This window comes from Phenylobacterium sp. (assembly GCF_036963605.1).
GTDB lineage: Bacteria > Pseudomonadota > Alphaproteobacteria > Caulobacterales > Caulobacteraceae > Phenylobacterium.
The window spans coordinates 1-12499 of the sequence record NZ_JBALUY010000090.1 but is presented as its reverse complement, the minus strand read 5'-3'; the positions used below and the strand labels follow the sequence as shown (position 1 = coordinate 12499).

The 12499-nt window shown below is 68.3% G+C and carries 14 protein-coding genes and 1 tRNA gene; 4 read left to right on the top strand and 11 right to left on the bottom strand.

The window, feature by feature from the left end; all coding sequences use genetic code 11:
* From V7702_RS14755 to V7702_RS14735, 5 genes are all read right to left on the bottom strand, one after another.
* Positions 1–405 (bottom strand): hypothetical protein (locus V7702_RS14755; RefSeq protein WP_335650850.1); only part of this gene is annotated, 405 nt, incomplete at its 3' end.
* A gap of 74 nt (positions 406–479) precedes the next feature.
* Positions 480–1106: an NUDIX hydrolase gene (locus V7702_RS14750; protein WP_335650849.1), complete on the bottom strand. Its 627-nt coding sequence runs from the start codon at positions 1104–1106 to the stop codon at positions 480–482.
* An 81-nt stretch (positions 1107–1187) separates the two neighbouring features.
* Positions 1188–1826, bottom strand: a complete 639-nt coding sequence (locus V7702_RS14745; protein ID WP_335650848.1) for a pentapeptide repeat-containing protein — start codon at positions 1824–1826, stop codon at positions 1188–1190.
* Positions 1827–1952: 126 nt separating this feature from the next.
* Complete coding sequence (locus V7702_RS14740) at positions 1953–2777, bottom strand: alpha/beta fold hydrolase (protein WP_335650847.1); 825 nt, start codon at positions 2775–2777, stop codon at positions 1953–1955.
* Positions 2778–3002: 225 nt separating this feature from the next.
* Positions 3003–3076 (bottom strand) — tRNA-Gly (locus V7702_RS14735).
* 183 nt (positions 3077–3259) lie between these two features.
* On the opposite strand from V7702_RS14735, the gene V7702_RS14730 reads away from it, so the two are divergent.
* The gene (locus V7702_RS14730) at positions 3260–3625 is read left to right on the top strand and encodes a VOC family protein (RefSeq protein ID WP_335650846.1); all 366 of its coding nucleotides are present in this window, start codon (positions 3260–3262) and stop codon (positions 3623–3625) included.
* A gap of 10 nt (positions 3626–3635) precedes the next feature.
* On the opposite strand, the gene V7702_RS14725 is transcribed toward V7702_RS14730, so the two are convergent.
* The gene (locus V7702_RS14725; RefSeq protein WP_335650845.1) at positions 3636–4658 is read right to left on the bottom strand and encodes a 2'-deoxycytidine 5'-triphosphate deaminase; all 1023 of its coding nucleotides are present in this window, start codon (positions 4656–4658) and stop codon (positions 3636–3638) included.
* 136 nt (positions 4659–4794) lie between these two features.
* On the opposite strand from V7702_RS14725, the gene metZ reads away from it, so the two are divergent.
* On the top strand, positions 4795–5979 hold the full coding sequence (gene metZ, locus V7702_RS14720) for an O-succinylhomoserine sulfhydrylase (RefSeq protein ID WP_335650844.1): 1185 nt from the start codon (positions 4795–4797) through the stop codon (positions 5977–5979).
* 5 nt (positions 5980–5984) lie between these two features.
* Here metZ and V7702_RS14715 read toward each other — a convergent pair whose 3' ends face one another.
* The 4 genes from V7702_RS14715 to V7702_RS14700 form a co-directional block, all read right to left on the bottom strand.
* Entirely contained in the window at positions 5985–6896 is a 912-nt protein-coding gene (locus V7702_RS14715) for an Hsp33 family molecular chaperone (protein WP_335650843.1), read from the bottom strand.
* 56 nt (positions 6897–6952) lie between these two features.
* Positions 6953–7888: an ornithine carbamoyltransferase gene (gene argF / locus V7702_RS14710; protein ID WP_335650841.1), complete on the bottom strand. Its 936-nt coding sequence runs from the start codon at positions 7886–7888 to the stop codon at positions 6953–6955.
* A 112-nt stretch (positions 7889–8000) separates the two neighbouring features.
* Complete coding sequence (locus V7702_RS14705; protein ID WP_335650851.1) at positions 8001–9182, bottom strand: aspartate aminotransferase family protein; 1182 nt, start codon at positions 9180–9182, stop codon at positions 8001–8003.
* A gap of 196 nt (positions 9183–9378) precedes the next feature.
* Complete coding sequence (locus tag V7702_RS14700) at positions 9379–10215, bottom strand: ABC transporter permease (protein ID WP_335650840.1); 837 nt, start codon at positions 10213–10215, stop codon at positions 9379–9381.
* A 224-nt stretch (positions 10216–10439) separates the two neighbouring features.
* Between V7702_RS14700 and gcrA the strand changes: the two genes are divergently transcribed.
* Positions 10440–10943: a cell cycle sigma 70 cofactor GcrA gene (gcrA, locus tag V7702_RS14695; protein ID WP_300575768.1), complete on the top strand. Its 504-nt coding sequence runs from the start codon at positions 10440–10442 to the stop codon at positions 10941–10943.
* 91 nt (positions 10944–11034) lie between these two features.
* On the opposite strand, the gene V7702_RS14690 is transcribed toward gcrA, so the two are convergent.
* Entirely contained in the window at positions 11035–11493 is a 459-nt protein-coding gene (locus V7702_RS14690; RefSeq protein WP_335650839.1) for a DUF7832 domain-containing protein, read from the bottom strand.
* Positions 11494–11657: 164 nt separating this feature from the next.
* Here V7702_RS14690 and xseA point away from each other — a divergent pair.
* On the top strand, positions 11658–12499 hold an 842-nt coding region (gene xseA, locus V7702_RS14685), incomplete at its 3' end, for an exodeoxyribonuclease VII large subunit (RefSeq protein WP_335650838.1).

Genomic DNA, 12499 nt, shown 5'->3' with positions numbered 1-12499 from the left:
CGAGCCCTCGCTCACATCGGTCAGGGTCTGGCCATCCTCGGAGAGCTGGAAGATGCGGCTGTCGGCCCAGGACTCGCCCTCGCCACGCATCATGGCCTCGACGGCCAGGCGGTTATCGGCCTGGAGCCGGGTGGCGCTGATCTCGCCCTGGCTTTCATAGAACCGAATGGTGTCGGCGCCGATGATCAGCCGCGACTCATTGGCGGCCCCGCTGCAGGCGGAGAGTTCGGCATTCCATTCGCCCTGGAAGGCGGCCGGGGTGGTGGTGGAGATGGCCTCTGCCGGGGGCGGCTCATTCGCCTTGGGGGCCGAAGACGCGCCAGTCGACGGCTGCGCCGGCTCGCCGGGCGAGCATCCGGCCAGCAACAGCGGCAGTGCGAGGGCGGCGGAGAGGATTGGACGCATCGGGCGCCTTCTGTTCAGGTTCGACAGCGGCAAGACAACGCCGGGCTGCGTCTTAGGGTCCCGAGCCCAGGACCTCAGCGCCAGGCGAAGACCGGTTGGTCGAGATCGGCGACGCGGGTGACCCGGCCCGCGACCAGCTCGCGCAGCTGATAGACCAGGGCGGCGGTGGGCGCGTGCAGGTGCTGGTCGCCGATCCGCATGCGGATCACGGGCCGCGGACTCTCCGGAATCGTCTCGAAACTGACCGCGGTTTCGTCGCCGATATGGTCCAGGCGGATGCGGTGGGCGGACGCCACCTCGGCCGGGTTCAGCCGCAGGTCGCAGGCGCCGCCCAGCCAGGCCACCACCGGGCTGATCACATAGCCCGACCGGGTGGGATAGTCGTCCAGGACGCCGAGGATCTCCGAGGCGGGCAGGGTGACCCCCAATTCCTCCTCCAGCTCCCGCAGGGCGGCCTGCTCGAGAGTCTCGCCGGGATCACATCGGCCGCCGGGCAAGGCCCATTGGCCCGCATGGGCGCGCATGGCGGCCGCCCGCCTTGTCAGCAGGAAGGCTGTTTCTCCAGAGCCGTCGTCGGCCTCCACCAAGGTGATCGCAACCGCCGCTCGCTTCAGGTCAGCCCCGGGATAGGCGATGCGGGGAAATGCGGCGCAGGCGCGGGCCAGGGCCTCGCGGAAAGGGGCGGCGAAAAGGTGGCTCATATGCAATCAGCTACGCCACGACGCCCTTGGCGGAAACCCTGATTGACAGCCCCTCGGCTTCGAAGCTCCGCCTCGCAAGGGTCAGATCACCCTTAGGCCGAGACCGATCAGCAGTTGCGCCGCCTGGGCCTTGGAGATGAAGGCGCCCCGAAATCGCCCGGCGTCGGAAAGGCGCAGGTCGCCAAGGTCGGCGCCACGCAGGTCGGCGGCCTCGAACCTTGCCTCGGCGAGATTGGCTTCGCGAAGATTGCAGTCCAGCAGTATGGCCTCGCGGAAGTCGCAGCCGACGAGATCGGCGCCTTGGAGGTCAAGGCCCTCCAGTTCGGTCTTGCGGAAGCTCAGCCCCCGCAGATGAGTATTGACCAGGAGGCAGCGCGCGAACGTCAGGCCGAGGGCGCTGACCTCATGAAACTGGGCGCCGGTGAGCTTGCAGTCGGTCAGGCGGGCGGCCGCCAGCCGCGCCCCGCGCCATCGGGTATTGTTGAGATCGCAACCCATGAAGCTCGCCTCGGTCAGGTCTGCGGACCCGAAATCGGCCCGGCCTGCCCGGCACCGAACAAAGGCGCAGCCCGCCAGTTCCAGGTCGGTGAGGTCGGCGCCAGCGAAGTCCCAGCCGACAAAGCGGCTGGCCCCGTGAGCGGCCACCACGGCTGCGACGCGCGCCCTGTCGGCCACGCCCTCGAGCGGCGGCGGTTCGAAGAGGTCGGCGGCCGGGATCATGCCCCCCTGGCTATCTACGACGCAGCCCCGGCGCAAGTGAGCCTGCGGGGGATTGAGGCTTCCAGCGGGTGGTTCTTCGACGCCGCCCTGCCGCGTGCGCAGGACGGCGTCGCCAGATCACCAAGATCAGGATCGCACGAAGGCCAGGAGGTCGGCGTTCAGCACCTCGGCATGGGTGGTCAGCATGCCGTGCGGCAGGCCGGGATAGACCTTGAGCGTCCCCTTTTTCAGATGCTCGATCGACATGCGCGCGGAGGCGTCGATGGGCACGATCTGATCGTCGTCCCCATGCAGCACCAGGGTTGGAACCTCGATCGCCTTCAGGTCGTCGGTGAAGTCGGTTTCGGAGAACGCCTTGATGCCGTCGTAGTGGGCCTTGGCCCCGCCGGCCATGCCCTGGCGCCACCAGTTCTGGATCACGCCTTCCTGGGCTGTGACGCCATCGCGGTTGAAGCCGTAGAAGGGGCCGCTGGCCACATCGCGATAGAACTGCGCCCGGTTGGCCGCCAGGCCAGCGCGGAAGCTGTCGAACACCTCGATGGGCAGGCCGCCGGGATTGGCCGGCGTCTGGAGCATCAGCGGCGGGACAGCGGCCACCAGCACCGCCTTGGCCACCCGGCCCTCGCCATGCCGGGCCACATAGCGGGCGACCTCGCCGCCGCCGGTGGAATGGCCGATATGGACGGCGTCGCGCAGGTCCAGGTGCTTGACCACGGCGGCGACGTCGGCGGCGTAGTGATCCATGTCGTGGCCGTCGGCCACCTGGCTCGACCGGCCATGACCACGGCGATCATGGGCGATCACCCGGAAGCCGTTCAGCAGGAAGAACAGCATCTGGGCGTCCCAGTCGTCGGCGCTCAGCGGCCAGCCATGATGGAAGACGATGGGCTGGCCAGAGCCCCAGTCCTTGTAGAAGATCTCGGTTCCGTCATGTGAGTTCACAAAGGGCATGGTCCAGGCTCCTTGATATGAGGTCGGCGGAATGGCGGCCTCGCGACATATGCGTCGCCTGCCAATCTGGCCGCATGGCGGCGCCCCGACCATCGCACTCAGGCATGACAGCCTGACCCGTGGGTGTGGTGGAACCATCCTTTGGTAGGGGGTCGAGAGCCGCCGGTGAGCGTCTTGGAGAACATGGGCGGCCGGCTTGTGGGACGACCCCGCCGATCTGCCAACTGGAGCGGATGAAGGGAATCGAACCCTCGTCGTGAGCTTGGGAAGCTCCTGCTCTACCATTGAGCTACATCCGCGCGCTGGCGGTTCTGGCATAGGGTCCGGGGCCTCGCAAGGCGAAAGGGGCCGCTCGATCCGCCGAGCCGCCAGCGCGTTCAATCCCTTGCGGGGCGGCGCCGTCACGTGAGGAACGGCTTGCTTCCCCGTCCGTCAGCCGCGGTAGGTTCGGCCCCATAACGAGAGATCGGGAGGACCTCACCATGATCGGCTATGTGACCTTGGGCGTCAGCGACCTGGAGCGCGCCAAGAGCTTCTATGGGACGGTGCTTGCGCCCCTGGGCGCCAAGCCCGCCTTCGGCAGCGACCGGATGCAGGGCTTTTCCAATGGGGCCGGCCCCATGCTCAGCGTCTGCGCGCCCTACGACGGCGAGGCGCCGAGCGCCGGCAACGGGACCATGGTGGCCCTGGCCGCCCCTTCCCGGGAACTGGTGGACGAGATCCATGCGCTCGCCCTGAAGACCGGGGCCGCCGACGAGGGCGCGCCGGGCATCCGCATTCCGAACTTCTACGGCGCCTATTTCCGCGACCTGGACGGCAACAAGCTCTGCATCTTCAAGATGGGCTAAACGGCTCGGCTCAGCGCCAGGGGCGGAAGTGTTTCGACAGCTTCAGCCCCTGGCGCTGATAATGTGAGCCACCCTCGCCATAGAGCCGATCCGGCTTTTCGGTGAGCGGCTCATAGACCAGGCGCGCCACGGTCTGGCCGTCCTCCAGCAGGAAGGGCGTCTCGTGGCTGCGCACCTCCAGCACGCCGCGCGAGCCGTGGCCGCCGGCCTCCTCGGTGCCGAAGCCAGGATCAAAGAAGCCCGCATAGTGCACCCGAAACTCCCCCACCGAGGGATCGATCGGCGTCATCTCGGCCGCCTGCAGCACCGGGATCTCTACGGCCTCCTTCGAGGCCAGGATGTAGAATTCGCCGGGATCGAGCAGCAGCTCCCCGTGGCGAGGGACCAGGGGCTCCCAGAAGTCCCGCGGGTCGTGGCCGTCTTCCTTGTCCATGTCGATCACGCCGGCGTGGCGGCGCGCGCGGAAGCCGGCCACGCCTTCGGTCAGATCGACGCCGACGCTGCGCAGATCAAGCTTGGGTGGCGCGCCGCGCTTGAGGCGCAACTGGTTCAGTCGCGTGCCCGTCCGCACCAGGATGGAGAAGGTCTGGGGCGCGATCTCCATATAGATCGGGCCGGCATAGCCCTCGGCTACGTCGTCGAAAGCCGCGCCGTGGTCGGTCAACAGACGCACGAAGACGTCCACCCGCCCCGTCGAACTCTTGGGATTGGCTCGGGCGGCCACGCCCGGCGGCAGGGCCAGGCGCTCCTGCAACTCGGCGATATAGACGCAGCCCTTTTCCAGCACCGCGCCGCGGCTGAGGTCGAGCTCGTGCATGGCCACGTCTTCCAGCCGCTGGACCACCTTGCGCCCGAGGCCCGGCAGGAAGGAGGCCCGCACCCGCCAGGCGCGCACGCCCAGGCGCAGGTCAAGGCTGGCCGGCTGGACCTGGTCGGCGTCGAAGGCCGTGGGGCTGGTGATCGCGCCCTGGGCGATCAGGGCGTCGATGGCCTGGCAGGGCAGGATGCCGGGCGAAAGCGGAGCGTCATTCATCGCAGGGACACTCGCCGCTGGTCCCGAGTCTGACAAGCCGCTGTCTGACCGCTGCGCCTTGGAGCCGCAGCCCTTGACCGGCAAGCCCTGAGGCGGTTGATGCGCAGTCCGAACTTGCCTGCCGGGAGGAGCCCCCATGGCCGAAGATCCGCGCGACTGGAACCTGGAGACCAAGCTGGTCCGGGGCGGCATGGCCCGCACGCCCTATGGCGAGATCTCCGAGGCCCTCTTCCTGACCCAGAGCTTCGCCTATGACAGCGCTGCGGCCGCCGACGCCCGGTTCGCCGGCGATGCGCCGGGCTTCATCTACCAGCGCTTCGGCAACCCCACGACGCAGATGTTCGAGGACCGGCTGGCCCTGCTGGAAGGCGCCGACCTCTGCCGCGCCACGGCCTCGGGCATGTCGGCGGTGCATGTGGCCCTGACCGGCCTGGTGCGGGCCGGCGACCACATCGTGGCCGGCCGGGCCCTGTTCGGCTCCTGCCGTTGGATTCTGTCGGAGTGGATGCCCCGCTTCGGGGTCGAGGTGACCTATGTGGACGCTGTCGACCTAGAGGCCTGGAAGGCCGCCGTGCGCCCCAACACCAAGTGCTTCCTGGTGGAGAGCCCGGCCAATCCCCTGCTTGAGGTCACTGACATCCGCGGCGTGGCGCAGATCGCCCAGGCGGCCGGCGCCAAGCTGGTGGTGGACAATGTGTTCGCCACCCCGGTCTTCCAGAAGCCGCTGACGCTCGGCGCCGACATCGTCGTCTATTCGGCCACCAAGCATATCGACGGCCAGGGCCGCGTCCTGGGCGGGGCGATCCTGGGCGGCGAAGAGGTGATGCTGGAGTCCTACAAGGACATCCTTCGCCACACCGGCCCTGCCCTGTCGCCGTTCAACGCCTGGGTGCTGCTGAAGGGCCTGGAGACCCTGGACCTGCGGGTGCGCCGCCAGAGCGACAACGCCGCCCATGTGGCGGAGGCCATCGCCGCGCATGCCAAGGTGCGCCAGACCGTCTATTGCGGCCGCGCCGACCACCCGCAGGCGGCCATCATCGCCGAGCAGATGACCGGCGGCGGCAATGTGCTGGCCTTCGACCTCGGCAGCCGCGAGGCTGCCTGGCGGTTCCTGGACGCCCTGCAGATCGTCGACATCTCCAACAATCTCGGCGACGCCAAGTCCATGGCCACCCATCCCTGCACGACGACGCACCGGTCCATGCCCGCCGAGGAGCGCGAGTCCATCGGCCTCACCGAGGGCTGGGTGCGGATGAGCGTCGGCCTGGAGAACGCCCAGGACCTGCAGCGCGACGTCGAGCGGGCCCTGGACCAGGCCTGACCGGCCTAACCGCCGGCCAGGCTCTCCGGCGTCATCCGGTAGGTTTTGGCGCAGTACTCGCAGGTGACATGGATGTGGCCGTCCGGCTCGATCATGTCGGCGCGCTCCTGCGCCTCGAACGAGGCCAGGACGCCGCGGATGCGCTCCTCCGAACAGCGGCAGACTGCGCTCAGGGCCTGGTCCTCGAAGACCCGCACGCCATCCTCGTGGAACAGGCGGAACAGCAGGGTCTGGCCCGAGATGGTCGGGTCGAGAAGCTCGTCCTCGCCGATGGTCTCGAAGAAGGCCTGGCTGCGGGTCCAGGCCTCCTCGGTGGAGCCGCGGGCCTGATCCTCGGCCACGTTCTGGATCAGCATGCCGCCGGCCCGCCAGCGCAGCCCCTCACCCACATCGGCCTGGCCCACCGCCAGCCGCACGCGGGTCGGGGTCTGTTCGGACTGGGCGAAATACTGCTCAGCACAGAGCGCCAGGGTCTCGCCCTCGATGGCCGTCACACCCTGATAGCGGTCCATGTCCGGACCCTGATCGACGGTCATGATGAACACGCCGCCGCCCAGCAGGGTGCGGGCGCCGGGACGCACGAAGCCCTGCGAGGCCTCGGCCACCGCGTCGGGATCGAAGCGGCAATAGCCGCGCAGGTGGCCTGCGGTGTCATAGTCGGCGACCACATAGCGCACGGGGCCTTCCCCCTGCGCCTGGACGATCAGCCGGCCCTCGAACTTCAGCGCCGAGCCTACCAGGGCTGCGAGCGCGCAGGTCTCGCCGAGCAGGTTGGCCACCGGCTCGGGATAGGCGTGGGCCGCCAGGATTTCATCAATGGCCGGGCCGAGCCGCACGAGGCGGCCGCGGACCGCGGCGTCCTCGATCTGGAAGGGGCCGACGACGTCGTCGGGGATGGGAAGCGGGTTCTGGGACATGGCGAGGCCATATAGGCGCCCCAGGTCCCGATTGCGAGCCCCCGAGGCCGCCGGGTTCAGATCGCCTCGAAGCACCAGGCCAGGACCGACTTCTGGGCGTGGATGCGGTTTTCCGCCTCGTCCCAGATGCGCGAGCGTGGCCCGTCCATCACGGCGTCCGACACCTCCTCCCCCCGGTGGGCCGGCAGGCAATGGAGGAAGATGCTGTCCTTGGCCGCCAGGTCCATCAGTTCGTCGTCCACCTGATAGGCCTCGAAGGCCGCCAGACGCTCGTCATGGTCGGTGTCGCCCATGGAGACCCAGGTGTCGGTGATGACGCAGTCGGCGCCGCGGACCGCCGCCCGGGGATCTTCGGTCATGGTCACCTGGCCCTGCATCTCGGCGGCGCGGGCCAGGTCTGTCAGGTCCGGGTGATAGACGGTGGGACAGGCGATGTTCAGCTTGAAGCCGAACTTGCCCGCCGCATGGATGAAGCTGGCGCAGACATTGTTGCCGTCGCCCACCCAGGCCAGGGTGCGGCCCCGCACGGGGCCGAGGTGCTCCTCGAAGGTCAGCAGGTCAGCCAGGATCTGGCAGGGGTGGCTCTTGTCGGTCAGGCCGTTGATCACCGGCACGGTGGACGCCATCGCCAGGCGTTCCAGGTCTTCATGAGTGTTGGCCCGGATCATGATGGCGTCGACCATCCGCGACAGCACCTGGGCGGTGTCCTCGATCGGCTCCCCGCGGCCCAGTTGCATGTCGGCGGCGGTGGAAATGATCACGTCGCCGCCCAGCTGGCGCATGGCCGCATCGAACGAAAAGCGGGTGCGGGTGGAGTGCTTTTCGAAAATCATGGCCAGCACCCGGTCGCGGGCCGGCGCATCGGCGTCCACTCGGCCCTTGGGCCAGCCGATGCGGGCCGCCTTGCGGGCCTGGGCGTCGTCGAGGATGGCGCGCAGATCGGCGGACTCCATCCGCCAGAGGTCGAGAAAATGTCTCGGAGTGGGGGTCATCGGGGGAAATCCCATCGACCCCGCGCTTGCGCCGGAAAAAACCGAAATGGCGCGTCTGGGGCGCGAGGTCCTTGATTGATGAGTCCCGGCGATCGGCCGGGTGTGAAAGCCTTCAGGCGGCGGCGCGCGCCTTGGCGCGGGCGCGGTCACAGGCGCGTTCGAAACGCTCGACGGCTTCGCGCGCCTCATCGAGGGTGAGATTCAGCGGCGGCAGCAGGCGCACGCAGTTGTCGCCGCCGCCGGCGATCAGCAGGTGCTCCTCGCGGGCGTGCTGCATGAATTCGCGGTTGGGCGTGGCGAGCTTGACGCCGATCAGCAGCCCCTTGCCGCGGACATCCACCACCACGTCGGGATAGCGGTCGCGCAGGCCCGAAAGCTGCTGGGTGAAATATCCGGCCACTTCGCGGACGTGGGCCAGCAGCTCGGGCTTGGCCAGCTCGTCCAGGGCCGCCCCGCCCACGGCCATGGCCAGGGGGTTGCCGCCATAGGTGGAGCCATGGGAGCCGACGCTCATGGCCGATCCGGCTTCGATGGTGGCCAGGCAGGCGCCGACGGGGAAGCCGCCGCCCAGGGCCTTGGCCACGCACATGATGTCGGGATTGGCCTGGCCGTCGGCCCAGTCATGGGCGAACAGGCGGCCGGTCCGGCCCAGGCCGCACTGGATCTCGTCGAAGATCAGCAGGATGCCGTTGTCGTCGCAGAGCTGGCGTATGGCGGTCATCTCGGCCACCGACATGGCGCGCGCGCCGCCCTCGCCCTGGACCGGTTCGATGATGATCGCCGCCGTGGTCGGGCCGATGGCGGCCTTCAGGGCGTCGGGATCGCCGAAGGGCACCTGGACGAAGCCGGGCAGCGGCGGGCCGAAGCCCTCAAGGTAGCTGGCGTTGCCCGAGGCGTTGACCGCGGCCACGGTGCGGCCGTGGAACGAGCCGTCAAAGCCGATGATGTCGATGCGCTCCACATCGCCGCGGGCCCAGTGATACTTGCGCGCCGTCTTGATGGCGCATTCCACAGCCTCGGCGCCGGAATTGGTGAAGAACACCACATCGGCGAAGGTCTCGGTGCAGAGCCGCTTGGCCAGCGCCTCCTGCCCCGGGATCTTGAAGATGTTGGAGACGTGCCAGAGCTTCTCGGCTTGGTCCTTCAGGGCCTGGACGAGGCGGGGATGGGCATGGCCCAGCGCGTTCACCGCGATGCCGGCCATGCAGTCCAGATAGGCCTCGCCGTCCGTGGTGAACAGTCGCGCGCCCTCGCCTCGCTCGAACGCCAGCGGAGCGCGGTTGTACACGCCCATGATGTGGTCGCTGGGAACGGTCGCGGCGGACGTCGCGGTCTTTTCGGTCACGGGAGGAAGCCTCCAAAGGAAACGTCCCCGCACGCCGGGCGACGGGGACTGGAAGGCTGGATGTTTTCCGGCGAGAACCGCGCTCTGTCAATGATTTCGCGGGCCAGGCGACTGTTCGCGCCGCCCTGTGTCCCGGCCGCCAGATTCAGGTCTTGAGCTTGTAGCCGCTCTCGAACATCCACAGGCAGACGCAGGCGAAGGCCACGACGATGCCGGCGGTCATGCCGACCCCGGTCAGCAGCGAGCCCTCGGCCGTGCCGATGAAGCCATAGCGGAAGCCGTCGATCAGATAGAAGAACGGGTTGAAGTGGCTCGCCGTGCGGAACGGCTCGGGCAGGCGGTCGACCAGATAGAAGGTCCCCGACAGGAAGGTCATGGGCATGATGATGAAGTTGGTGACCGCCGCCATGTGGTCGAACTTCTCGGCCCACAGCCCGGCCATGATGCCCAGCATGCCCAGGATCATCGACGCGACCATGGCAAAGTAGAGCACCGCCCAGAGGTGGGTCAGCGGCAGGTTGGCGAAGGGCAGGACGGCCAGCCAGGTCACCGCGCCCACGGCCAGGCCCCGGGTCGCCGCCCCGAGCGCGAAGCCGGCCACATGTTCCAGCGGCGTCAGCGGCGGGGTCATGAAGTCCCCCACCAGGCCGTTGACCTTGGCCTGCAGCAGGCTGGACGAGGCGTTGGCGAAGGCGTTGTTCAGGATGGTCATCATGATCAGGCCCGGCGCGATGAAGGTGGCGAAGGCCACCCCGCCCACCGCCGGCCGCGTCCCGCCGACCGCGACCACAAAGACCATCATGTAGAGCAGCGAGGTCACCACCGGCGCGGCCAGGGTCTGGGTGCCCACCTTCCAGAACCGCTTCACCTCACGCAGGTAGAGGGTGCGGAAGCCCGGCCAGTTGAACCCGTGATAGGCCCGCGGGGCCGGAGGCGTGGCGGCGGAGATCTGGGCGGCGCGGGAGGGCGACATGTCGTTCATGCCGCACATGTGCGCCCGGACGGCTCAGCCTGCAAGGGTGCGACGCGACGACGCTATATCTAGTTCCTGTGGATGGAAGCAGGGGCGCCTATTGTGGCCTTTAAGGAAGTCTTTACGATATCTAGTAGTTCGTGGGGCGGGGCAACCGCTTCCCCCACAAGATGTAGTTTCGTTCGGCCGCGCGGGGCGGCCTTCGAGACACGCGGCCGTTTTGGGAGGCTCTGATGGGTTGGACTGACGAGCGAGTCGATACACTCAAAAAGCTCTGGCAAGACGGCCTTTCGGCCAGCCAGATCGCGAAACAGTTGGGCGGCGTCACCCGCAACGCGGTGATCGGCAAGGTCCACCGCCTGGGCCTGTCGGGACGCGCCATTCCGTCGAAGCCGGCGCGCCCGGTCTTCAAGGCGCCCCGTCCGCAGCGTGCGGCGGCCACGCCGTCGGCGCCGCGCCGTATCGCCGAGCCGGTCGAGGCCGAAGCGGCCCCTGCCCCGGCCCCGGTGCGCTATGTGGAAGAGGCCCCGGGCTCGGCCACGGTGCTGACCCTGGGCGCCCACATGTGCAAGTGGCCGATCGGCGATCCGTCCAGCGACGGCTTCACCTTCTGCGGCCGCCGCGCCAGCGACAGCCCCTACTGCGCCGAACACGCCCGGGTGGCCTATCAGCCGGCCCAGTCCAAGAAGCGCGCCGGCGGCTCCGACCTGGCCCGCTCCCTGCGCCGGTACATCTGACGACGCCCTGAGATCAGCCCGGCGCTCAAAGGGGGTTCCAGACCCGCTTGGGGCCGGGCCGTCTCAGGACTGGATTGGGTGGGAGCGGAAGTTAGAACCAGCGCTTCAACCAGCGGGGTTTCGACCGCCTCTTGAGCCGCCGCGCGATCTTGGGCGCTATACGGTCAAAGCTCTGCCAAGTGTCAGAAACCTCGTACAGACTTACGGCCTCCGGGAATCCCTTTTCGTAGTCAGAGAGGTAGGCGTTGGGAGCGGACGCTAGATTACCTCCAGCACCGTAGTAGGCGGCCGCGAACGCGTTTCCTTCTTCAGTTAGATCCTCGTCGGTGAATTTCTCATCACAGGCAGCAATAAACCACTGCGTCGGGGTGATGTCGCGAGCCTTCAGACTGGCCAGAAGCTCAGCACTGTCGCTGGTGTGTAGTTCGCCCGCCATTCCGTTCAACGCGCACCAAGCGACGAACATGGCGATGTGCGTTGCCGCGGCTTCCCTCGGCAGATGAGCGGGAAAGTCGCCGCCGTAATGCCACGATGCGTCATCGTACTTCATGCATCCCCCTGCGCGTTCGATGCTCGTTAGCAGATGGCCCGAACGTCCCCTAAGGGTCGTTTGCGGTCGTTGTCCCGTGCCCCAAGAGCGGACCTCTGAACTCCTCCGCCGGTTTTTCCCCGCGCCCGGTTTTGCCCCATCGCGAGACGGGCTAGCTTCGCCCGATGAGCGACGCCGCGCCTGACTCCAACGCCCAGCCCTATTCGGTCTCCGAGCTCGCCTTTGCGCTCAAGCGGACGCTGGAGGACCGGTATGGCTTTGTCCGGCTGCGCGGGGAGCTGTCCAAGGTCACCCACCATGGCAATGGCCACGTCTATCTGACCCTGAAGGACGAGCGCGCCGCCATTGACGGGGTGGTCTGGAAGGGCTCGGTGCGGGGCCTGTCCATCCGGCCCGAACAGGGGCTGGAGGTGATCGTCACCGGCAAGATCACCACCTTCCCGGCCGGCTCCCGCTATCAGATCGTCATCGAGACCATGGAGGCCGCCGGCGTCGGCGCCCTGCTGGCCCAGCTGGAGCGGCTGAAGGCCAAGCTGGCGGCCGAGGGTCTGTTCGAGCCGGCCCGCAAACGCCCCCTGCCAGCCATGCCCGCGGTCATCGGCGTGGTGACCAGCCCCACCGGCGCGGTGATCCGCGACATCCTGCACCGCATCCGCGACCGCTGGCCCTGCCGGGTCATCGTCTGGCCGGTGGTGGTGCAGGGGGAGCAGGCCGCCGCCCAGGTCAGCGCGGCGATCCGCGGCTTCTGTGATCTTCCCCCAGGCGGCGACCTGCCGCGGCCCGACATCATCATCGTCGCCCGCGGTGGCGGGTCGGTGGAGGATCTCTGGGCCTTCAATGACGAGGCCCTGGTCCGCGCCGTGGCGGCGGCCGACATCCCGATCATCTCGGCGGTGGGGCACGAGACCGACACCACCCTGATCGACTTCGTTTCCGACCGCCGGGCGCCGACGCCGACGGCGGCCGCCGAGATGGCCACCCCGGTTCTGGCCGAGCTGCGGGGGGG